The sequence below is a fragment of the Arthrobacter sp. YD4 genome (genome assembly GCF_030410515.1).
Classification (GTDB): domain Bacteria; phylum Actinomycetota; class Actinomycetes; order Actinomycetales; family Micrococcaceae; genus Arthrobacter.
Window position 1 is genome coordinate 636,513 of sequence record NZ_JAUHHD010000001.1, and the last position, 21,453, is coordinate 657,965.

23 protein-coding genes are annotated in these 21,453 nt (G+C 70.3%); 12 read left to right on the top strand and 11 right to left on the bottom strand.

Annotated elements, in window-relative coordinates; genetic code table 11:
• Positions 1 to 41 precede the first annotated feature (41 nt).
• Complete coding sequence (locus tag QWJ39_RS02960) at positions 42 to 845, top strand: FCD domain-containing protein (protein WP_290256198.1); 804 nt, start codon at positions 42 to 44, stop codon at positions 843 to 845.
• Between the two features lie 19 nt (positions 846 to 864).
• Here the strand turns inward: QWJ39_RS02960 and QWJ39_RS02965 are convergent, their stop codons facing one another.
• Positions 865 to 1,896: an aldo/keto reductase gene (locus QWJ39_RS02965; RefSeq protein ID WP_290256199.1), complete on the bottom strand. Its 1,032-nt coding sequence runs from the start codon at positions 1,894 to 1,896 to the stop codon at positions 865 to 867.
• Positions 1,897 to 1,904: 8 nt separating this feature from the next.
• The gene (locus QWJ39_RS02970) at positions 1,905 to 2,777 is read right to left on the bottom strand and encodes an NAD(P)-dependent oxidoreductase (protein WP_290256200.1); all 873 of its coding nucleotides are present in this window, start codon (positions 2,775 to 2,777) and stop codon (positions 1,905 to 1,907) included.
• Positions 2,778 to 2,936: 159 nt separating this feature from the next.
• Between QWJ39_RS02970 and QWJ39_RS02975 the strand changes: the two genes are divergently transcribed.
• The 3 genes from QWJ39_RS02975 (at position 2,937) to QWJ39_RS02985 (ending at position 4,506) form a co-directional block, all read left to right on the top strand.
• Positions 2,937 to 3,410 (top strand): universal stress protein, encoded by a 474-nt coding sequence (locus QWJ39_RS02975; protein WP_290256201.1) that lies wholly within the window; start codon positions 2,937 to 2,939, stop codon positions 3,408 to 3,410.
• A 17-nt stretch (positions 3,411 to 3,427) separates the two neighbouring features.
• Positions 3,428 to 4,138: a hypothetical protein gene (locus QWJ39_RS02980; RefSeq protein WP_290256202.1), complete on the top strand. Its 711-nt coding sequence runs from the start codon at positions 3,428 to 3,430 to the stop codon at positions 4,136 to 4,138.
• 101 nt (positions 4,139 to 4,239) lie between these two features.
• Positions 4,240 to 4,506: a DUF6480 family protein gene (locus tag QWJ39_RS02985; RefSeq protein ID WP_290256203.1), complete on the top strand. Its 267-nt coding sequence runs from the start codon at positions 4,240 to 4,242 to the stop codon at positions 4,504 to 4,506.
• Positions 4,507 to 4,542: 36 nt separating this feature from the next.
• Here the strand turns inward: QWJ39_RS02985 and QWJ39_RS02990 are convergent, their stop codons facing one another.
• From QWJ39_RS02990 to mgtA, 3 genes are all read right to left on the bottom strand, one after another.
• Positions 4,543 to 4,968 carry a DUF302 domain-containing protein gene (locus QWJ39_RS02990; protein WP_290256204.1) on the bottom strand — a complete coding sequence of 142 codons (426 nt, stop codon included), beginning with the start codon at positions 4,966 to 4,968 and terminating at the stop codon, positions 4,543 to 4,545.
• A gap of 3 nt (positions 4,969 to 4,971) precedes the next feature.
• Positions 4,972 to 6,324: a phosphoribosyltransferase family protein gene (locus tag QWJ39_RS02995; protein ID WP_290256205.1), complete on the bottom strand. Its 1,353-nt coding sequence runs from the start codon at positions 6,322 to 6,324 to the stop codon at positions 4,972 to 4,974.
• A gap of 102 nt (positions 6,325 to 6,426) precedes the next feature.
• The gene (gene mgtA / locus QWJ39_RS03000) at positions 6,427 to 9,162 is read right to left on the bottom strand and encodes a magnesium-translocating P-type ATPase (protein ID WP_290256206.1); all 2,736 of its coding nucleotides are present in this window, start codon (positions 9,160 to 9,162) and stop codon (positions 6,427 to 6,429) included.
• A 296-nt stretch (positions 9,163 to 9,458) separates the two neighbouring features.
• Between mgtA and QWJ39_RS03005 the strand changes: the two genes are divergently transcribed.
• Positions 9,459 to 10,193 (top strand): GAF and ANTAR domain-containing protein, encoded by a 735-nt coding sequence (locus tag QWJ39_RS03005; RefSeq protein ID WP_290256207.1) that lies wholly within the window; start codon positions 9,459 to 9,461, stop codon positions 10,191 to 10,193.
• Here QWJ39_RS03005 and QWJ39_RS03010 read toward each other — a convergent pair.
• The 3 genes from QWJ39_RS03010 to QWJ39_RS03020 form a co-directional block, all read right to left on the bottom strand.
• A complete protein-coding gene (locus tag QWJ39_RS03010; protein ID WP_290256208.1) occupies positions 10,190 to 10,870 on the bottom strand; it encodes an alpha/beta hydrolase in 681 nt (226 codons plus the stop codon). The two genes, QWJ39_RS03005 and QWJ39_RS03010, sit on opposite strands and share 4 nt — an antisense overlap.
• Entirely contained in the window at positions 10,867 to 11,727 is an 861-nt protein-coding gene (locus QWJ39_RS03015) for an alpha/beta hydrolase (protein ID WP_290256209.1), read from the bottom strand. Before QWJ39_RS03015 ends, QWJ39_RS03010 begins: the two co-directional genes overlap by 4 nt.
• A gap of 182 nt (positions 11,728 to 11,909) precedes the next feature.
• On the bottom strand, positions 11,910 to 12,251 hold the full coding sequence (locus QWJ39_RS03020; RefSeq protein ID WP_290256210.1) for a cytoplasmic protein: 342 nt from the start codon (positions 12,249 to 12,251) through the stop codon (positions 11,910 to 11,912).
• Between the two features lie 199 nt (positions 12,252 to 12,450).
• Here QWJ39_RS03020 and QWJ39_RS03025 point away from each other — a divergent pair, with 199 nt between their 5' ends.
• Positions 12,451 to 12,693, top strand: coding sequence for a hypothetical protein (locus QWJ39_RS03025; RefSeq protein WP_290256211.1), 243 nt, complete (start codon positions 12,451 to 12,453; stop codon positions 12,691 to 12,693).
• On the opposite strand, the gene QWJ39_RS03030 is transcribed toward QWJ39_RS03025, so the two are convergent.
• Entirely contained in the window at positions 12,690 to 13,103 is a 414-nt protein-coding gene (locus QWJ39_RS03030) for a VOC family protein (protein WP_290256212.1), read from the bottom strand. The genes QWJ39_RS03025 and QWJ39_RS03030 overlap by 4 nt on opposite strands.
• Positions 13,104 to 13,296: 193 nt before the next feature.
• Positions 13,297 to 13,863, bottom strand: a complete 567-nt coding sequence (locus QWJ39_RS03035) for a type 1 glutamine amidotransferase domain-containing protein (RefSeq protein ID WP_290256213.1) — start codon at positions 13,861 to 13,863, stop codon at positions 13,297 to 13,299.
• 267 nt (positions 13,864 to 14,130) lie between these two features.
• Here QWJ39_RS03035 and QWJ39_RS03040 point away from each other — a divergent pair, with 267 nt between their 5' ends.
• From QWJ39_RS03040 to QWJ39_RS03065, 6 genes are all read left to right on the top strand, one after another.
• Entirely contained in the window at positions 14,131 to 14,382 is a 252-nt protein-coding gene (locus QWJ39_RS03040) for a DUF2630 family protein (RefSeq protein ID WP_290256214.1), read from the top strand.
• Between the two features lie 198 nt (positions 14,383 to 14,580).
• Entirely contained in the window at positions 14,581 to 16,002 is a 1,422-nt protein-coding gene (locus QWJ39_RS03045; RefSeq protein ID WP_290256215.1) for a S8 family serine peptidase, read from the top strand.
• A gap of 265 nt (positions 16,003 to 16,267) precedes the next feature.
• Complete coding sequence (locus tag QWJ39_RS03050) at positions 16,268 to 17,638, top strand: ammonium transporter (protein ID WP_290256216.1); 1,371 nt, start codon at positions 16,268 to 16,270, stop codon at positions 17,636 to 17,638.
• Positions 17,639 to 17,680: 42 nt separating this feature from the next.
• Positions 17,681 to 19,555 (top strand): Na+/H+ antiporter, encoded by a 1,875-nt coding sequence (locus QWJ39_RS03055; protein WP_290256217.1) that lies wholly within the window; start codon positions 17,681 to 17,683, stop codon positions 19,553 to 19,555.
• 109 nt (positions 19,556 to 19,664) lie between these two features.
• The gene (locus QWJ39_RS03060; protein ID WP_290256218.1) at positions 19,665 to 19,994 is read left to right on the top strand and encodes a DUF6221 family protein; all 330 of its coding nucleotides are present in this window, start codon (positions 19,665 to 19,667) and stop codon (positions 19,992 to 19,994) included.
• Positions 19,995 to 20,105: 111 nt separating this feature from the next.
• Positions 20,106 to 20,747 (top strand): NAD(P)-binding domain-containing protein, encoded by a 642-nt coding sequence (locus tag QWJ39_RS03065; RefSeq protein WP_290256219.1) that lies wholly within the window; start codon positions 20,106 to 20,108, stop codon positions 20,745 to 20,747.
• 15 nt (positions 20,748 to 20,762) lie between these two features.
• Here QWJ39_RS03065 and QWJ39_RS03070 read toward each other — a convergent pair whose 3' ends face one another.
• The gene (locus QWJ39_RS03070) at positions 20,763 to 21,356 is read right to left on the bottom strand and encodes a DUF1992 domain-containing protein (protein ID WP_290256220.1); all 594 of its coding nucleotides are present in this window, start codon (positions 21,354 to 21,356) and stop codon (positions 20,763 to 20,765) included.
• Positions 21,357 to 21,453 lie beyond the last annotated feature (97 nt).

Sequence of the window (21,453 nt, forward strand, 5' to 3'; positions counted from 1 at the left end):
AGACTTAAACAACCCCTTGCGCCCACCCGTATGCTTTATTCATGCAAACCCCAAAGGCGGAGTCTTCAGCTGACCTGCACTCCGTGCTGGTCCAGACGCTGGGCCTCGCCATTGCCGAGGGGACACTGGCGCCGCACTCAATCCTGCGGCTGGATGAACTCGAGACCAGGCACGGGGTGTCCCGGTCCGTGGTGCGCGAGGCCACCCGGGTGCTCTCGGCCATGGGCATGCTGGAATCCCGCCGCCGGCTCGGCACCGTCGTCCGGCCGGAGGAATGCTGGAACCTCTACGACCCGCAGGTGATCCGGTGGCGCCTGGCCTCGTCGCGCCGGGTGGACCAGCTCCGGGCCCTGAACGAACTGCGCGGCGCCATCGAACCGCAGGCGGCGCGGCTAGCCGCGGAGCGGGCCACCTGGGAGGCCGGCAGCGACCTGGTGGCGCAGGCCGCCCGCCTCTGGGCGGCCGGCCAGCGCGGCAATCAGGACGAGTTCCTCCGCCTGGACATCGAGTTCCACGCCGCCGTGCTCCGGGCCTCGGGCAACCCGATGTTCTCCCAGCTCCACAACCTGGTGGCCGAGGTCCTCACCGGCCGCACCGAGCACGGCCTGATGCCGCACCTGCCCCAGCACGAGGCGCTGCAGCTGCACGTCGACGTCGCCAGCGCCATCCAGCGCGGCGAAATGGACGCCGCCCACGCCGCCATGCGGCGCATCGTGGAGCAGTCCACCGAGGAAATCGGCGACATCTGGTCCAGCAGCCACCAGCAAAACGCCGGCAAGGACGAAGCCGCGGCCGCCCCCGGGCCGGGAGCCGCCCCGCAACCGGGGACGGCCGCCGCCCCGTAAGCCGGGAGGCAACCCTGCGCTAGCGGCCGCCGGCGATCTTGCGGCTGCGCTGTTCCCGGGCCATCGGCCCATACGGGTAGACGCCGACGCGGGGCGCGCTGACCTCATCGAGCCGCGCCAGCTCGTCGTCGGAGAGCTCCAGCCCCGCCGCCGCGAGGTTGTCCTCCAGCTGCTCCACGCTCCGCGCCCCCAGGATCAGCGAGGTGACCGCCGGCTGCTTCGCCAGCCACGCCAGCGCCACCTGGGCGTCGCTGACGTTGTGCCCTTCCGCGATCGCGTGCACGGCGTCGACGATCTCCCAGGTGCGCGGATCCGCGTTGCGCGCCTCCCATGCCTCCATGCCGCGCTTCGGGTTCTCGCCCAGGCGGGTTGCGCCCTGCGGGGCCTGGTCGCGCCGATACTTGCCGGAGAGCCAGCCGCCACCCAGCGGCGACCAGGGCAGCAGGCCGATCCCGGCGTCGAGGGAGGCCGGCACGATCTCCGACTCAATCTCGCGCACCAGCAGGCTGTACTGCGGCTGCAGGGTCACCGGCGGGTTCCAGCCGTGGGCGCGGGCCAGGTGCACGGCCTTGGTCAACTGCCAGCCGAGGAAGTTCGAGAAGCCGTAGTAGCCGATCTTGCCGCTGCGCACGGCATCGTCGAGGAACCGCAGGGACTCCTCCAGCGGGGTGATCGGGTCCCACGCGTGCAGCTGGTACAGGTCGATGTGGTCCACGCCCAGCCGGCGCAGCGAATCGTCCAGTGCCCGGGTCAGGTGCCGCCGGGAGGTGCCGACGTCGTTGGGTGCCGCCCCCATCGGGAAGCGGCCCTTGGAGGCGATCACCACCGAGTCCCGCGCGTCCGGACGGGCTGCGAGCCAGCGGCCGATGATTTCCTCCGAGACGCCGGCGGAGTACACGTCGGCGGTGTCGATGAAGTTGCCGCCGGCGGCGACGTACCGGTCGAGGATCGCGTGCGACTGTTCCTCGGTAGCCTCGGCGCCGAACGTCATGGTGCCGAGGGCGTAGTTGGAGACGACGGCGCCGCTGGCGCCCAGGGTGCGGTAGTCCATGCGGGTCCTCAGTCTTCGGTGGGGGTGGTCTCGAGCGAGTGGTAGTCGCGCCAGCTGTGTTCCGGTTCGTAACCGAGGACGCGGCGGGCCTTGTCGATCGAGAGCATCGTCTCGTGCTCGCCAAGGTCCTTGACCACCTTCACACCGGGGAAGACCTCCGCGGCGAGTTCGGCGCTGGGCCGGCTCATGACGGTGTCGGCGTTGGCGATCACGAAGGCCTCGAAGCCGGGCTCGGTGTACGCCAGCGCCCGGGCCACGGCCTGTGCGCCGTCGCGGCCGTCGATGTAGCCCCAGAGGTTCCACTTGCGCAGCCGGGCGTCGGCATCGAAGGAAGGGAATTCCTCGTAGTCCTCGGCGTCCATGACGTTGGAGAACCGCAGGGCGCTGATGCTCAGGGTGGGGTCCCAGCGGGTCAGCTGGATGGCCATCTGCTCCTCCAGGTGCTTGACCAGGGAGTAGGTGCTCTCCGGGCGGGCGGGGTATTCCTCGTCCACGGGGATGTAGGGCGGGTCGATGTCGAAGGGCAGGCCCAGCACGGTCTCGCTGGAGGCGTAAACAATTTTTTTGATCCCGGCCCGGCGGGCGGCCTGGAAGACGTTGTAGGTGGCCAGCATGTTGTTCTCGAAGGTGGCCGCGTCCGGGGCCAGTCCGGGCGCCGGGATCGCGGCCAGGTGCACGATCGCGTCGAAGCCCTCGTGCCGGTCGTCCAGGCCCAGGATCACGTCCACCACGTGGCCGTAGTTGCGCAGGTCCACCCGGGTGAAGCCGGGGTCCCGTTCTCCGGTCTGGTCCAGGGCTGTCACCTGGTGGCCGTCGGCCCTAAGCCTGCGGACCACGTGCCGTCCCAGTTTTCCGTTTGCTCCGGTTAGTGCAATTCTCATCGGTTCTCCTCGGTGGTCGCGACGCTGCCGTGGCTCCACCCTAGATCGGCCGCGGCCCCGCCGCACACAGGGCCCGCCCAGAGGACAGTGCTACACCGGCTCCTCCCGCGGTGACTTTCGGCCCTAGGCGGCGGCCGGGGCGGCGGCGATCGTGGGGGCATGGGCGCAGATCAGCGGATTGTCGTGGGTGTCGATGGCTCGGAATTCTCGACGACTGCGTTGCGTCTCGCGGGGCGCATGGCCGACGGTCTGGGTGCCCCCCTGGCCGTGGTCACCTGCCTGGGCAGTTCCGACCACTTCTTCGCCTCCCACCTGCCGGAGGAGCGCGCCGCGTCCACCGAAGAGCTGGAGGAGACCGCCAAACGGCTGCTGGAGGAGACGCTGGAGCGGGCCTTCGGCAGCGAGCGCCCGGAGCGGCTGAGCCGTGAGGTGAAGTTCGGCCCGCCGGCGAAGGTGCTGGTCGACGAAAGCGCCGACGCCCAGCTGTTGGTGGTGGGCCGCCGGGGCCGCGGCGGCTTCCTCGCCCAGGTGATGGGATCGGTAAGCGGCGCCTGCGCCGCCCACGCTAAGTGCCCGGTCCTGATCGTGGGCCAGGACGACGCCGCACAGGCCGGGGCCGCCGGGACGGCGTGACGCCCGGGAGGCAACCCATGCAGTCGGCACGAACCAGCATCGTAGCGGGCCTGGCCCTGATGGGCGTCGGGCTGCTGTGGCTGCTCGACGTCCTCGGGGTACTGGCGGGCGCCGTCGTGATCCCGCCGCTGATCTTCGCGGCCGTGGGCGTGGCCTTCGCAGTGCTGTTCGTCCGGGACCGGGCCTTCTGGTGGGCGGCGATACCCGGTTCGGTCTTCCTGGGCCTGGCCGCCGTGATCCTGGCCGGCCAGGCCGGCGCGGGCGGCCGGGCCGGCGCCTTCCTGTTCGTCCTCATGGCGGCGGGGTTCGCGGCCGTCTTCCTGCGGGTCCCCGGCTTCTGGTGGGCGCTGATTCCGTGCGGGGTGATGCTGACCCTGGCGGTGGTGGTGGCCCTGCCGGCAGGCCTCCCGGATGCCACCACCGCCGCCGTCTTCTTCCTGGGCCTGGCGGTGACCTTCGCCGTGCTCGCCCTGGTCCCGGTCCACGGGGAACCGGAGTCCGGGGCGTCGCCTACCGCCCAGGGCGGAACCCCGGTCCGGATGCGGTGGCCGCTGGCTCCCGCCGCCGTGCTGGGCGTGCTGGGAATCCTGTTCCTGGTGCAGGCGGCGGCCGTCCTGGTACCGTCCGCCGTCGTCGTCCCGGCGGTAGTGATCCTCGCCGGCGTCGCGCTACTCGCGTACGCGGTCCGTGCGCACCGGCACGGGGGCAACCGGCGGCACGGCACGTAGGCGGAGTTCCGGGCGAAGGCTGTCCGGGGGTGCCGCGGGCGGCTAGGATAGTCAGCATGCTTATCAAAGCGTCCTGAGCAGGCCCGACGGAAGGCATCACCATGAGCAGCTACCACCCCGAAAATGACCCGGCCAACCCGGACCCGCCCAAGCCCGGCGGCGGCTCGGCGGACCCGGAGGCCGCGGAGGCGCTGAAGGCCCGGCATGCCGCGGCCCGCGGCGACGGCCAGCCCGATGCCGCGGCGTCCCCGAACCCGGACCCGCTGGAGGGAAACATCACCGGGCTGGAGCCCGGCGGCGGCGTTCCGCCCGGCGAGACTCCCCCGGCGGAGGGCCAGATGAGCCGGGACCAAGGGCACGCCGAGTAGCGGTTTCCAGGCAGGGACTCCGGCCCGGCCCCGGTCCTATGAGCCGGCGTCGGAGCCCTGCACCAGTTCGTCGAGGGCTGCACGGAGCCGGGTGCCGGCGTCGTCCGCCACCTCACGCACCGCATCGCTGTCGCTGAGCTGCACCATGGTCTGCGGGTCGATCGCCTGGACCGTCGTGGCCGGATCCCCCGCCCCGCGGCGGACCACCACGTTGCACGGAAGCAGGGCGCCGAGCTCCGGTTCGGCGGCGAGCGCCTTGCTGGCCAGGTGCGGGTTGCAGGCACCCAGGATCACATAGTCGCCCACGGCCGACGCGGCGTCCTCCCCCAGTTTTGCCGCGAAGGTGTCGCGGACGTTGATCTCGGACAGCACCCCGAAGCCCTGGGCGGCGAGCGCCGCCTTGGTCTTCGCCACTGCTTCTTCCCAGCTGGCCGGCACGACGGCGGTGTACGTGTACTGCATGCATCACTCCTTGGCGGTGGCGGCCCTCGCGGGCGCGAGGTGCTTGCCGAACCAGTCTCTGGCCAGGATGGCCGCGGCGGCAACGGTCCCCGGTTCCTCGAAGAGGTGCGTGGCCCCCTGGACCACGGCCAGCTGGTTCGGGCAGCGCAGCTGCGCCTTGGCCTGGCGGTTCAGCTCCAGGACCTCGGTGTCCAGGCCGCCGACGATCAGCAGCGTCGGGGCGCGCACGGCGGCGAGCCGCGGGCCGGCCAGGTCCGGCCGGCCGCCGCGGGAGACCACGGCCGTGACCCGGGCGAAGGGTTCGGATGCGGACCACAGCGCCGCCGCCGCGCCGGTGCTGGCCCCGAAGTAGCCCACGTCGCACACTGCGGTGTCGTTGCGGGTACCCAGCCATTCCGTGGCGGCCGTAAGCCTGCGGGCGAGCAGCTGGATGTCGAAGACGTTCGCCCGGTCGCGTTCCTCGGCCGGGGTCAGCAGGTCCAGCAGCAGGGTCCCCAGCCCGGCGTGCTGCAGCACCCCGGCCACGAAGCGGTTCCGGGGGCTGTGCCGGCTGCTGCCGCTGCCGTGCGCAAAGACGACGACGGCGCGCGCCGGCACCGGAAGGTGCAGCTGCCCCGCCAGCCGCACGCCGTGGGCCGGGATCTCCACTTCTTCCTCGACCTCCGCCGGTTCCGGTGCCGCGGCCGCGCCCGTGCCCGGATACGCCGGGGCGTCGTGGAGCCGGCGGGCTGCGGCGTCGAGGAGCTGGACCACCTCGTCATCCTCGGTGGGTGAGAAGTCCCGGTAGTGGTAGCCGACGGCGGTGAATTGGCGCGGGGTGGCCAGACAGATCACCTCGTCGGGCTCCACCAGCCGGGCGAGGGTGTCCGCGGGCGCCACCGGCACGGCCAGGACCACCCGGGCGGCGCCCAGCTGTCGAGCGATTTTGCAGGCGACCCGTGCCGTGGAGCCGGTGGCGATCCCGTCGTCGACGATCACGGCGATCCGGCCGGTCAGGTCCTGGCGGCGCCGGCCCTTGCGGAACCGGGCCACCCGGTTCTCCAGGACCGCACGCTCGCGGTCCTCGACGGCAAGGAGCTCGTCCTCGCCCACCCGGGACTGGGCCAGGACGTGTTCTTCGAGGACCCGGGCCCCGCCCTCCCCGATCGCTCCCATGGCCAGTTCCGGCTGGTAGGGCAGGCCCAGTTTCCGGACCACGATCACATCCAGCGGGGCGTCCAGGGCCGCGGCTACCTCCGCCGCCACGGGCACGCCGCCGCGGGGAAGTCCCAGCACCACAATGTCCTTGCCCCGCAGGTCCCAGAGGCGCCTCCCCAGCTGCCGCCCGGCGTCGACCCGGTCTTCAAAAATGCTCATGGTCCCGGCTTTCCGATCAGGCATGCGGCCGCCGGGCGCTGCCGGCGGAGCGGGCCACGGGGGCTGTGGATGCCCGGCCGGGCCGCTTCATCTCACTATCGTTCACGGCTTTCGGGGGCGTGAGGGCCCTTGGACCCGGTTTCGTTTGCGCCGGTTTGCCCTGCCGCGGCGCGGTTCCAGCGGGCCCCGGCGGGCCGCGCCGGGGGTGCTGAAGCGGGCTGCGCGGCGGGCCATGCGGTGGTCCCGGCCGCGGCGCCGGACGCGGGGCAGGACCGGCGCCGGGGGCTGCTGGGCGGTCCGGGCGAAGAACCACTGCTTCGCCAGTTCCACCAGCACCAGGTACACCACGGTCATGCCCAGCAGCGCCAGGAAGAAAGGCACCGGCAGCGGGTCGAATCCCAGCAGCCCGGCCAGCGGGGACAGCGGCAGGAAGATGCCCAGGGCCACGACCCCGAGGGACGCGCCGAGCAGTCCCATGGAGGGCCGGCTGCGGAGGAAGGGAACCCGTCGCGTGCGGATGGCGAAGATGATCAGCGTCTGCGTGGCGATCGATTCGATGAACCAGCCCGCCCGGAACTCCCCCGGAGCGGCGTTGAAGACGAACAGCATCAGGCCGAAGGTCGCGAAGTCGAAGAGGGAGCTGATCGGGCCGAAGAGGAACATGAAGCGCCGGATGAAGCCGATGTTCCAGTGCGCCGGGGCCAGCAGCTGTTCGCGGTCCACCCGGTCGCCGGGGATGGCCAGTTGGCCGGTGTCGTAGAGCAGGTTGTTGAGCAGGATCTGGCCCGGAAGCATCGGCAGGAAGCTCAGCACCACCGAGGCCGTCGCGGCACTGAACATGTTGCCGAAGTTGCTGGAGGTCCCCATCAGTACGTACTTGATGGTGTTGGCGAAGATCCGGCGGCCCTCCATCACGCCGTCGGCCAGGACGCCCAGATCCTTGTCCAGGAGCACGACGTCGGCGGCGTCCTTGGCCACGTCGGTGGCACTGTCCACGGAGATGCCGATGTCCGCCTGGTGCAGCGCGAGCGCGTCGTTGACGCCGTCACCCATGAATCCCACGGCCCCGCCGCTCTGGCGCAGCAGCCGGATGATCCGGGCCTTCTGCTCGGGCGAGACGCGGGCGAAGATGCTGGCCTCGCGGACGGCGGCGCTCAGCTCCGGGTCGGACATGGCCTCGGCCTCGGCGCCGGTGATGGTGCCGCCGGAGAGCACGCCGAGTTCGTCGCAGACCCGCTCGGCCACCTTCGCGTTGTCCCCGGTGGCGATCTTGACCGTGATGCCCAGCGCCTCCAGCCGGTCGAGTGATTCGCGGGCGTTGGCCTTGGGCGGGTCGAGGAAGACCAGAAACCCGGCCAGGACGAGCCCGGCCTCATCGGCGGGTGTCAGGTCCGCCAGTCCGGGCGCTTCCCGGGTGGCTACCGCCACGACGCGGGAACCGGCGGCGAACTGGGCGTCCAGCAGCGCCTGCACCTCGGCGGTGACGGGTCCGCAGAGGGCCAGGACATCCTCCGGCGAGCCCTTGGTGATGATCCGCGGCGTGCCGGAGCCGTCGCGGACCAGCACGGAGGTGCGGCGCCGGAGGTGGTCGAAGCCGATTACATCGAGGCGCTCGTGCCGCGCAGGATCGAAGTCGGCGGCCTGCGGCGATTCCCAGAGGGCCGCATCGAGCGGGTTTTGGCCGATGACGGAGCGCTCCGCCGCGGAGTAGTCCACCTCGGTGGCCAGGAGCCCCAGGGTGAACAGCTCAAGCGGGCCGGTTCCCGCAGCCACGGGGAGTGCCGTCGTGAAGCTGATCCTGCCCTCCGTCAACGTGCCGGTCTTGTCCGTGACCAGGATGTCCATGTCGCCGAGGTCCTCGATGCAGACCAGCCGTTTGACCAGGACTTTCCGTTTGGCCAGTTGCCGGGTTCCGGTGGCGAGGCTGGTGCTGACGACCGCGGGCAGCAGTTGGGGGGTGATGCCCACGGCGATGGCGAGGGAGAACAGCAGCGACTCGATCACCGGCCGCTGCAGCAGCAGATTGGCGACAAAGATCAGCGAGGTCAGCCCGATGGCGACCTCCAGCAGCAGGAAGGAGAACCGCTTGAGGCCCAACTGGAATTCGGTTTGCGGCTGCCGCTCCCCCAGCCCCAGGGCGATCCGGCCGAATTCGGCGCGGCCGCCGGTGGCGACCACCACACCGGTGCAGCTCCCGGACTGGATGACGGTGCCCATGAAGAGGCAGGAGGTCAGGTCGCCCAAGGAAGCCTTCTCCGTCACCGGCGGGGGCGTCTTGGCCACCGGCAGGGACTCGCCGGTGAGGATGCTCTCGTCGCAGAGCAGGTCCTTGGCGGAGAGGAGGCGGAGGTCCGCCGGGATGATGGCGCCCAGGCCCAGCCGGACGACGTCGCCCGGGACCAGGGCAGTGACGTCCAGCTCCGCGGCGGTCCCCTCCCGAACGACGACGGCGGTGTGGGTGACGCGGGAGTGCAGGGCCTCGGCGGCACGCTCGGCGCGGAATTCATTGCTGAACCCCAGCCCGACGCTGACCAGTAGGATCACGCCGATCACCACGGAGTTGGTGGCGTCGCCCAGGAAGAGGGAGAGCCCGGCGGTGATCAGCAGCAGGATCAGGATGGGGCTGCGGAACTGCCGCGCCAGCACGGACCAGGCGCTGGCCTCGTGGGTCCGGACCGCGTTGGGACCCACCGCGTCCAGCCGGTCCGCGGCCGCGGCCCGGGACAGCCCGTCCGGCCCGGAGCCGAGGGCGGCCAGGACGGCGTCGGGTGCCTGCCGCGCGGCGTCGGTGATGGTCAGCGGCGGGGAGGCGGCCTCCCGTACTTCAAGCTGTGACATGCGTTGTCCGTCCGAGTACCTGCCAGTTAGGCCTAAGACTACGACCGGCACCGGCACCCGTCATGCGATTCGGCGGATTTCCCGCAGGGGGCGGGCGCCGTCGGCTGCCGGCGGCCGGCCGAATTGAGCGTCGCCAAAAGAGTCCGGCGTCCTGTATATACTTTTTCTCGGTACGGTTTAGCAGAAGGCCGTTGGACGAATTTGGTCCGGCCTGTCACCGTAACCACCGTGAACTTGCTCGCCGTGGTGGCGCAGTCGCCGGATCGACACCTCAAGCGAAACGGCATTAACGAACAGTGGCAAGTGATTCATCTGTGGCTTCGATTAGCCAACACCTGAACCAATTCGTGCTCAACAGCGCGGACATGGAAGAGTTCCTCGGCGAACTGGCGAAGGTCTCCGCGCGCACCCTCTCCGAGGACGGCGACGAGGTGCTGTGCGGCATTACCCTCCTCCGGGAGCGCAAGGCTGCCACCGTGGCCAGCAGCAGCGCCACCGCGCAGGCCATGGACGAGATCCAGTACGGCTTCAGCGACGGCCCGTGCGTCACGGCGTCCCGCGAACAGGTCCCCGTCCACATCGAGGACCTGGAAACGGATGACCGGTGGCCGCAGTGCACGGCGCGGATCCGGGAACACGGCATGCGCTCGATCCTGGCGGTCCCGTTCCTCCTCGACGGCGATACCCGGGCCGCGCTCAACCTCTATTCACGCCGCCCGCACCGCTTCGATGAACGGGCCCGCGACCTGGCCCACGGCTTCGTGAACCAGACCTCCATGGCGCTGCGGCTCGCGGTCCGGTTCGCCCACTACAGCGAGAAGGCCAGCAACCTCAAGGCGACCCTGGAGACCCGCACGGGCATCGACGTCGCCGTCGGCATCATCATGGCGCAGAACCGGTGCAGCCAGGCGGAGGCGTTCGAGCTGCTCAAGGCGGCCTCCAGCACCCGCAACGTGAAGCTGCACACCGTCGCGGCCGGCATCGTCGATTCGCTCGGCCAGGGCCCGGCGCGGACGCACTTCGACAGCTAGGCCGGCGGGGCGGCCGCCTCCTCGAGGACGGTCTTCAGGGTCTGTTCGTGGGCCAGGATGCGGAAGTGGCCGCCGGTGTCGAGCTGGATGTTGCGCGCTCCCGGCAGGACACTGCCCTCCGGGATGTGCGGGTCGAAGAGCCCGTAGATGGAGGTGATCCGCTCGTTGACCCGCTGCTCGCGGGAGAGCTGGAGGGTCACGGCGCTGCGCGGGGAGAGCGCGCGAAGGCTCGGCAGCAGCAGGTACCCGGCGTAGCGCGAGCCGGAGAAGGGCGAGGCGACGGCCACCATGCGGACCAGCCGGCGCTCGGGGTCCAGGGCCATCATGGCGAACTTCCCGATCAGTCCGCCCTTGCTGTGCGCCACGATCAGGGTGTCCGTCAGGTCCCGGTCCCGCAGGTAGCCGGCGATCAATTCGGCGGCCTTCGGCACGGCCAGCCGGTTCCGCTGCAGCACGGTCACCACGTGCACCGGGTGCCCGGCGTCGTGCAGGGTCCGGATCAGCGGCAGCATGAAACGCCAGTCTTCGAAAATGCCGGGGATGATGAGGACGGGTCGCCCTGTTCCGCTGAGGAATTCGTCCGGGCTGACCCGGGAGACGGCGCTGCGCAGTTGGCGTCCGACGGCGTACACGTAGTCCAGCGCCCACCAGCCGGCGACCCGGAGCGGGCTGCTCATGCGGCGGGCTCTGTTGCGGAGGCGGTTTCGGTCCGTCCGGCGAAGCGGAGGATCGCCTCCGCCACCTCCACGGATTTGTTGTGCTGGACCACGTGTCCGGTGCCCTCGATCTCGAGGAACGCACCCGCGGCGGCCCGCGCCGCCAGCCGGTGGCACCAGTCCCGCGTCGCCACCGGGTCGTGCTCGCCGCGCAGCACCAGGATCGGGGCGGACACGTCCATGATCCGGTCCTCAAGCCGGTAGTCCATCATGACCCGGAGGTTCTTCAGGTACCAGGACGGCCCGCAGCGCAGGTAGTCGGTGAGGACGACGGCGTTTGAGGACGGGCTCTCGAAGAACAGGCAGTCCCGGCCCAGGGCCAACGCCTGCCGGGCCACGGTCCGCTTGCGGTAGTTGACCACGGGGCCCATCAGGACCACGTAGCGGACCCGGGCGGGCTGTTGCACGGCCACCTCCGTGGCGAACTGGGTGCCCATCGAGTGCCCGACGATGACGAAGTCCAGAACTCCCAGCCGTTCCAGCGCGCCGATGATGTAGGTGGCCTGTTCGGCGGCGTTGAGGGTGTGGTCCGGTTCCGGCGTGGCCCCGAATCCCGGCAGGTCGATCGAGTAGGTGTCCAGCGTCGCGGCGAGGTTCCGGTGCAGCCGCTCCAGGTAGCGGTGCGAGGCGCCGATGCCGTGGATCAGGACGACGGCGGGCTGTCCCTGCGCGGGTTCCGCGGAGCCCTTGGTTCCGGCGTCGCGGCCGGGCGCACCGGCGGTGGCTCCGGCGTCGTCGGTGTCCGCGCTCCTGCGGGAGGCGAACACGTGGCCCACGTGCCCGGCCACCTCAACCTCGATGCGCACGGGCCTGCTCATGGGTGTCTCGTTTCTTTCGGCGTCCCGTAAGCATACTGACTACACCTGAGCGGGTGCTGGGCGCCGCTTCGACGGTTCCCTGCCCAGAAGACGCGCGGAAGCGTCGATCCGGCGCGGAACCGTCGAATCGGGGACGTGCCGCGGGCGCCGGTCAGCGGTGCGCGCGGTCCCGGTCAGCGCGGCTAGGCCGGACCGAGCGGTGCCGGGCCGGTGGACGGGGACGGACCCGGTTCCTTGAGTTCGACGAAGAGGGCGTGCGTGGCGCTCGCGCCGATATTCTCACCGGAGTGGGACTGGGCGGGCAGCCACCGTGCCTGCCCGGCGGGGAGCTCGACGGCGGTCTCCCGTCCGTTGGCGGTGAGGCGGCGCCGGAAGCTGCTGAGGGTGACCATCACCGAGTCCGGGTGCCGGTGCTCCACGGTCTTGTCGCCCGGGGCATCGACGTATTCCAGCACGCGGACCCTCTCATTTTCGAAGACCACCCGGTAGAGGGCGGGGTTGGTCTCCACGGGATCCTGGTTCATGTCCGGACTGTAGCCCCGGACGGCCCCGGGCACCACGGCCTAACTGCCCGGCCGCCCCCGCGGTGCCGCGCCGGAACAGCCACGCCGGTCCGCGGCCGCGGGCCTGTACCGCCGCGGCGGATCCCTGTAGCGTGGCAGGACGGCCCGGGTCCGCCGGTCCGCGCGAGTCATCGAAATATGCGAGTCATCGGAGGAACACGTGAGCGACAAGCCGGTTGAATCCGAAGAGATCGTCAGCGACGGGGTGCAGGAGGGCAGCAATCCGGTCCCCCGCGACGAGGAAGGCAACGCCGACGGCCGGTCCGCCGGCGAGCCTGGGACGGACGGTCAGCAGGACGGCGGCGGGACACCCGACTCGCGCAAGGTCCCCGGCCCCGCTGAAGAGGACGATGCCGAGACGACGGATGACCGCGGCCTCACCACCGACACCACGCCGGACTAGGTCGCGGGCGGGGCGATGTTGACCAGCCAGTCCACCCCGAACCTGTCCTTGCACATCCCGAACATGTCGCCCCACGGCGCCCGGTCCAGCGGGACCGTGACCGATCCGCCGTCGGACAGCTTGTCCCAGTAGCCGCGCAGCTCGGCCTCGTCGGCGCCGCTCAGGGACACGGAGAAGTTGTTGCCGGGCGTGAAGTCCATGCTGTTGGGCGTGTCCGCGCCCATCAGCACCATGCCCGAGCCCGACGTCAGCATGGCGTGCATGATCTTGTCCTGCTCGGCGGGGTCCTCGCTGGCATGGAAATCGGCGAAGGTACTCATGGTCAGCTCGCCGCCGAAGACCGACTGATAGAACGTCATGGCGTCCCTGGCGGTGTCGCGAAAGCCAAGGTAGGGGTTCAGCGTGGTCATAGTTACGGCCTCCCGGTGCTGGTCTGGTGCTGTTGCTGGTCAGTTTCCCGCGGGTGCCGGACCCCGCGGAGGGACCGGTTCCCGCTGGGTGACATCCTGCCGGATCGAGGTCGCGCTGCACAGGGTCCAAACGCCGCAGGCCGCGTTCCCACGGTGATGGGGACGCGGCCTGCGGCGCGGCTGGGGCTGCCTGCTAGGCGGTCTGGCCGGCGTGCTCGCCCTCGGCGATCTCTTCGATCAGCTTCGCGTTGAAAGCCTCGAGATCGTCCGGGGTCCGGCTGGTGACCAGGCCCTGGTCAACCACGACCTCCTCGTCGGACCAGTTGGCGCCGGCGTTCTTGAGGTCGGTTTCAAGCGTGTAGTACGAGGTGAGGCTGCGACCGTTGGCCACACCGGCGTCGATCAGCAGCCACGGGCCGTGGCAGATCGAGGCGACCGGCTTGTGCTGTTCGAAGAAGCTGCGGGCGAAGGCCTGGGCTCCCTTGTCGGCACGGAGGTGGTCGGCGTTGACGACGCCGCCGGGGATGACCAGCGCGTGGAAATCGTCGGCGTTGGCCTGGTCGACGGTCAGGTCCACGGTGAACGTCTCACCCTTGTCGGTACCGTCGTAGCCCTGCAGGGTGCCGCTCTTCGGCGACACCAGGGTGGGCTCGCCGCCGGCTTCCTTGACCGCGTTCCAGGGGCCGGTCAGCTCGACCTGCTCGACGCCGTCCGTCAGCAGGAAAGCGACCTTCTTGCCCGAGATGTTGTGTTCCGACATACGTCCTCCTCTAAGCGGTGCGCGTCGCTGGCGGCCTGCCGGCCGCGGTGCCCCGCGCAGAAAGATTGGTGGCTTGCCTTTCCCACTCTAGGAACTTCGAAAATAATAAGCAAGCTGATCATATGATGGGTGTAAGCCGCCCGGAGTCGCCGCCCGGCACACCGGCCCTCTGAACCAGCCCTCTATTCAGCAGGGGCGGGCGGTGGCTACGCTGGCGGGGTCAATCCGGCACCGGAACCGCGGGCTCACCGCAGGAAGCAGGCAATCATGGACGAACGCGACATTCTGCAGCGCATCACCGCCTTGGTGGACGAGGAACGCGGACTCCGGGAGCAGGCCGAGGCGTCCAGCCCGGACCACGACCACGCTCCGGACCGTCTCCGCCTCCAGCAGCTCGAGGAGGACCTGGACCAGTGCTGGGACCTGCTCCGGCAGCGCCGCGCGAAGCGGCAGTACGGGGAGAACCCGGATGAGGCCGAGGCCCGCCCGGTCAGCCAGGTGGAGGGCTACAAGGGCTGACGCGGCGCGGGCGGCCGAGGCGCTCTTGATTGACGCGGCGCGGGCGGCCGAGGCGCCGCTCGTTGGCGCGGTGCCCGACGGCGGCCGGCACTCTACGGGGGCGGCCAAGGACCAAAGGGCCCCTGATTTTTCGGTGGCACCGGCCTACCATAATGGACGGGGGGCACCCGGAAGCGCTGTCGCTTAATGGAGGCCACGATGTTCACTTTTGTCCGCACACTTTTCCCGTCGGCGCAGAAGGAGTCCGTGGCCGCCCCGCCGGGCCGCCCCCGCCGCTCCCGGCCCTGGGCAGCGGCCGCCGCCGTCGTCGTCGCGCTCGGAGCGGCGACTCTGGGCGGCTCCCCGGCCTCCGCGGCCGCACCCACTCAAAGCTTCATCGTGGTCCTCAAGGACGGCACTGGCGACGCCGGCGCAATCGCGGCCGCGCACCGGAGCAGCTTCGGAGTCACCGCCGCCACCGTCTACCGCAACGCCGTCAGCGGCTATGCCGGCACCATGACCCAAGCCCAGGCGGCCCAGGTGGCCAAGGATCCGCGCGTGGACTTCGTCACCGCGGACCGGCGCTTCGGCCAGCCGGACGAACCGAAACCGGCCGGGTCCCAAGTGGCGCCGGCGTGGTGGCAGCGCATCGGCGGCGACCCGGAGGAGGCCCAGGAGTCGGCCCGGGCCAACCCGGCCCGCGACAAAGGCACCGGCGTGAACGTGGCCGTGATCGACAGCGGCATCGACGGCAACCACCCGGACCTGAACGTCCGCGGCGGCGTCGACTGCACCTCGGGCCAGCCCGTCACAGTCACCCCCATCGACAAGCTGGGCCACGGCACGGCCGTGGCCGGCGTCATCGGCGCCCGCAACAACAACCTCGGCATCATCGGCACGGCGCCCGGCACCCCGCTCTGGTCGGTCCGGGTAGTGACGGACGACGACGTCATCACCGAGGCGAGCCTCATCTGCGCGATTGACTGGGTCACCTCCACCCGCCGCGACGACGACCCTACAAACGACATCTCCGTGGCCAACATCAGCATCGGCGGCCCCGGCTCGGACACGGCCAACTGCGGCAAGGGCACCGACCCGATGCACTACGCCATCTGCCGCTCGATCCGCGCCGGCGTCACCTACGCCGTGGCCGCAGGAAACGAGTCCTCCAACCTGGCCGGCACCGTTCCGGCCAGCTACCACGAGGTCCTCACGGCCACCGCGATCGCCGACTTTGACGGACAGCCGGGTGGACTCGCAGGCACCGTCTGCGGGACGGTGGACTTCGGCATCTTCGGCCAGAAGGACGACGCCCCGGCCTTCTTCTCCAACTACGCGGTAGCCGCCAAGGAGCGCCGCCATACGGTGGCGGCGCCGGGGGTCTGCGTCCTCTCCACAGCAAACGGGGGCTACGGAATCAACCACGGAACCAGCTTCGCCAGCCCCGCCGTGGCCGGCGCCGTCGCCCTCTGCATCAGCGACGGGGCCTGCCATGGTTCCGGGGCCGAGGTGGGCGAGCAGTTCCTGGACCATGTCGAGGCGTACAACCACCGGCACCGGGACTTCGGCTTCACCGGCGACCCGCTCCGGCCCGTTGACGCCAAGTACTACGGCTACCTGACGGAGATCGCCCGCTTCTGAGTCTGTCCCGCCCGTTTCGACGGTTCCCTGCAGTTTCAACGCTTCCAAACGTCGAGTCGGCAGGGAACCGTCGAATCGGCCCGCGTGAGCCCTCGTTAACATCCCCGAAACATGACCGTTAACGCCCTGACACGAAAGCCCGAATCCTGTAACTTTCCCGCAACGCAGAGCCCGACTGCCTGAAACACTCCGACGCGAGGATTAAACCCGGTTGGGGGCCGGCGGCGAAGTGTCCCGGTACGACGGTTGACGAAGGGACACGCAGGTGCAGCTCACCGCGGGAAGCGTCTGGATCATCATTTCTGCAGCCCTCGCGCTGCTCATGACCCCGGCCCTGGGCCTGTTCTACGGCGGCATGACCCGCGCCAAGGCCTCCTTGAACATGATCATGATGAGCTTCGTCTCGGCGGCCATCGTCGGCGTGGTCTGGGTCCTCTGGGGCTACTCGATGTCCACCGGCCAGGGCGTGCTGGGTATCTTCGGAGACCCGTTCGCCAACGCGGGGCTCTCCCGGCTGATCGGCTCGCCGGACCTGATCAAGGCAGGTTTCAGCGCCACCTTCGCCATCATCACCGTCGCCCTCATCAGCGGGGCCATCGCAGACCGCACCAAATTCTCCGCCTGGGCCCTCTTCGTCCCGGTGTGGATCACCGCCGTCTACTGCCCGCTGGCGTACATGGTCTGGGGCGGCGGGCTGATGAGCCCCGGCGGGGCCGTCAGCAAGATCTTCGGCCAGGTCATCGACTTCGCCGGCGGCACCGTCGTCGAGATCGCCTCCGGCACCGCGGCCCTGGTCATGGTCCTGATCGTCGGCAACCGCCACGGTTTCGCGAAGGACCCCTCGCACCGCCCGCACAACATCCCCTTCATCATGCTGGGCGCCGGCATCCTCTGGTTCGGCTGGTTCGGCTTTAACGCCGGCGCCGCCACCACCGTGGAACAGGCCGGCCTGATCTGGGTCAACACCCTCGCCGCCCCGGCCGCCGCCATGCTCAGCTGGCTCGCCGTCGAGAAGGTCCGCCACGGCCACCCCACCTCCCTCGGCGCCGCGTCCGGCGTCGTCGCGGGCCTGGTGGCCATCACGCCGTCGTGCGCCAACGTCAGCCCGCTCGCCGCCGTCGGCCTGGGCCTGCTGGCCGGCGCCGCCTGCTGCGTGTTCGTGGACCTGAAGTTCCGCTTCGGCTTCGATGACTCGCTCGATGTCGTCGGCGTCCACCTCGGCGGCGGCCTGATCGGCACCCTGGCCCTGGGCTTCATCGCCCTGCCCGTGGACGGCCACGGCGGCGGGCTGTTCTACGGCGGCGGACTGCAGCAGCTGGTCGCCCAGACGGTTGCCGTGCTGATCACCGTGCTGCTCTCGGCACTGGCGACGGCGGTCATCGGCCTGGCCATCCACACGACGATCGGTTTCCGGGTCAGCCACGAGGCCGAGGTGGCCGGTGTCGACCGGTCCGAGCACGCCGAGACCGCCTACGAATTCGACGGCCTGGCACACAGCCGCTTCAACCCGTTCGGACACCACGGCCTCCCCCACCCGGTGCACGCGGCAGCTCCGGCGGACCACCAACGGACCGGGGAACCGGCAGAAGAACACGGTCGTGTCAAAGAGTCCGTCACGGCAGGCAACGCCGCCTGAGGACCGGCCCGCGCCGCGGTGAGCGCCTGACAGAATGAGCCTATGGACATAGCCCTCGGTTTGCTGGTGCTCGTAGCGGTTGTCTGCGCCGGAAGCGCCCTGGGCCGGAAGCTGGACATCTCCGTCCCGCTGCTGCTGGTCCTCGCCGGCGTCGCGGGATCCTTCATTCCCTTCGTCCCGGACATAGAGCTGAATCCCGAAATGGTTCTGGTGGGCCTGCTGCCGCCGCTGCTCTACGCGGCGGCGCTGCGCACCTCGCTGTTCGACTTCGGTTCCAACCGCCGCGCCATCGGCCTGCTCTCGGTGGGCTACGTGATCTTCGGAACCATCGCCGTGGGTCTGGTGGTCTGGTGGCTGTTCCCGGAAATCCCGCTCGCGGCGGCGATCGCCCTCGGCGCCGTCGTCGCCCCGCCGGACGCCGTGGCCGCCACCGCGATCGCCCGCAAGGTGGGCATGCCGCGCCGCATCGTGACCATCCTCGAGGGCGAATCGCTGGTCAACGACGCCACCGCCCTGGTCTGCCTGCGCAGCGCCATCGCCGCCATCGCCGGAACCGTCTCCGCGGCCGGCATCGCGGGGGGCTTCGTGCTCGCCGCAGGCGGTGGCCTGGTGGTGGGCTTGGCCGCGGCCTACGTGCTGACCATGCTGCGCAAGCGGATCCGCAACGTCGCGATCAACACCTCGACGTCGCTGATGGCCCCGTTCGTCGCCTACCTGCCGGCCGAGGCCATCCACGCCTCCGGGGTCCTCGCCGTCGTCGTCACCGGACTGGTGATGGGGATGAAGGCGCCGTCCATGCCCAACGGCGCGGCCCGGCTCAGCCAGCGCAGCAACTGGAACACCGTGCAGTTCCTGCTGGAGAACTCCGTCTTCCTGCTGATCGGGCTGCAGGTCCGGACCATCATCGAGGGCGTCCAGGACGATTCGCTCGGCGCGGGCCGGATCTGGGCCGGGTGCGCCGTGATCCTGCTGGCGGTGCTGGTGCTGCGGCCGGTCTGGGTCTTCCCCGCAACCTACCTGCCGCGGCTGATTCCCAGCATCAAGCGCAAGGACCCTGCCCCGCCCTGGCAATTCGCCGCAATCGTGTCCTGGGCGGGCATGCGCGGCGTGGTGACCCTCGCCGCGGTGCTGGTGCTGCCGGCAGACCTGGAACACCGCTCCGTGCTGATCCTCGCGGCCTTGGTGGTGGTGGGTGGCACCCTGACCCTGCAGGGCTTCACGCTGCCCCCGCTGGTGCGGTGGCTGCGGGTACAGGGCCCGGACCGGCGCGAGGACGCGCTCAACCAGGCCTCCCTGATGCAGCTGGCGACGGCGGCGGGCGTGGAGCGGTTGCAGGAACTGCGCACCGACAACGACCCGCCCGAAGTGATGGCGATGCTGAAGCGGCGCACCCAGGAGCGCGGCCTGGCGGCGTGGGAGCGGTTGGGCCGGCCCACCTCCGAGGCCGCGACCCCCAGCCAGCGGTACGCGGAGCTGCGCCTGGCCATGCTGGAGGCGGAACGGGCCAAAGTGCTGGAGCTTAGGCGCGGCGGGGAGTACGCCCACGAGGTGCTCAGCGAGGTCCTGGACCGGCTGGACGTCGAAGAATCGATGCTGGATATCTCCCTCGACGAGCTGGACACGGCCGGCGACGGCGGCGGCGAGGGCCTCGCGCAGCCCGGCGGCGCCTGCGGGCACCTGGAGTCGGCCCCGGACCGCGAGGTCCCCGAGGACCCCTTCTGCGCCGAGTGCCGGCGGGAGGGCACGACGCCGGTCCACCTCAGGATGTGCCTGGCGTGCGGAAACGTCGCCTGTTGCGATTCCTCCCCCGGCACCCACGCCACGAAGCACTACCGCTCTACCGGCCATCCCGTGATGCGCAGCGCCGAACCCGGCGAGGAGTGGCGCTGGTGCTACGAGGACGACCTGCTGGGCTAGGCACCGCTTCGCTTGCACCGGCCGGGGCGGCCGGGGATCACGATCCGGACACACGGATCCCGGCGTCGGCACGTGCCTGCCGGTGGTACCCGGGCGTACCCTCGGAGCTGTGGACATCGTTGAATTCCTGTCCCAACGGATCGGCGAGGACGAGGCCGCGGCCAAATCGCTGCTGACCGACAGGACCCTCTCCAAGTCTGGCGAATGGTACGAACAGCGGCTGCTGCTCGAGTGCGAGGCCAAACGGCGGCTGATCCAGGTGGTGGAGGCCGCCCGGCAATCCGCCCTGACGGCCATGGTCACCGAATCGGTTGATGGGGGCTCCGGGGACGGCGGCTGGGCGCCCCGGTCACTGGACTGGATGGAACGGTCGCTGCGGGCGGTGGCGCTGCCTTACGTCGACCACCCCGACTTCAACGAGGACTGGCTGCGGCTCTGACGCGCCGGCCGTGAGACTTCTGGTGATCCGTCCGGGAACGGAAAGCTCCGCGCAGAGCGAACGGCCCGCACACCACGAAATATCCCGGGACCTCGGGCCGTTGCCCCCACTATGACAACTATTGGAATCATCGGTGCAGGTCACATTGGCAGCCAGGTCGCCCGCAAGGCGGTCGAAATCGGCTACGACGTCGTCATCAGCAACTCCCGCGGACCCGAGACGCTGGGCGACCTCGTCGCGGAACTGGGGCCGAAGGCCCGCGCGGCCACGGCCGCCGAAGCCGCCGCGGCCGGCGACTTCGCCGTCGTTACCGTCCCGCTGAAGAACATCGGCGACATCCCGGCCGAACCGCTGGCCGGGAAGATCGTGGTGGACACCAACAACTACTACTGGGAGCGCGACGGCCGCATCGCCGCGCTGGATAACGGCGAGGCCACCACCTCCGGCATGCTGCAGGACCTCCTGCCGCAGTCCAAGGTGGCCAAGGGCTTCAACCACATCATGTACACCCAGATCACCACCGACGGCACCCCGGCCGGCACCGACAACCGCCGGGCGCTGGCCACCGCCAGTGACTACCCGGAGGCCGCGGAACTGGTCACCCGGCTGTACGACGAGTTCGGTTTCGACACCGTCAACATCGGCCCGCTCTCCGAGAGCTGGCGCGTGGAACGCGACCGCCCTGCCTACGGCAGCCGCCAAAACGCCGAGGAACTGCGCGAGAACCTGGCCAAGGCGCCCCGCACCCTCTAGCCGAGCTCTCCGGCGCTATCCCCCGGACCGCCGGCGCCACCACGGGCGCCGGCGGTCCGGCTCCGTTGCCGGGACCTCCGGCTCCGCCGCGGCACGACGCTCCCGCCACCTGGCCACCTCGACGTCGGCGTCGCGGGTCTTCGTAATCACCGGCGGACCGCCCTGCAACTGGCGCCGGGCCTCGATGACCCGGGCGTTGAAGTCGGCGATGATCTCCCGCACCTGGGATTCCGCCACCTGCTGGTCCAGCCGGTCGTCCAGCGCAGCATCCTCGGTCCGCAGCAGGATCGCCGCCGGACCCAGTCCGCTGAGGTCCTCACGCTGCAGCAGCCCCTTGACCCACCAGTCCGGGTCGTACACCTCGCCCAGGCCCGGAATCGGCTTGCCGGCGTACTTCAGATTGTCGAACTTCCCCTGCGCCATGGCGTCCCGGACCAGGTACTCGGCCCGGGCGGCGTCGTCCACTGCGGCGCGCTTCCGCCTCAGGTTCTCCTCGGCGGCGTCCAACTCGGCCTGTTCCTCGACCGAACTGCCGCTGATCCGGAGGGACCTCAGCTCGGCGGCCCGTTCCACCCGGCGCCGGAATGCCGGGTTCCCGCCGTCGACCATACCTGCACCCCTTCCCGGGTCCGATGCCTTTCTCCCAGTATGACCAGCCGGGCCACGACGACGGAACCCCTGCATCTCGCAGGCGGAAACTTAGACC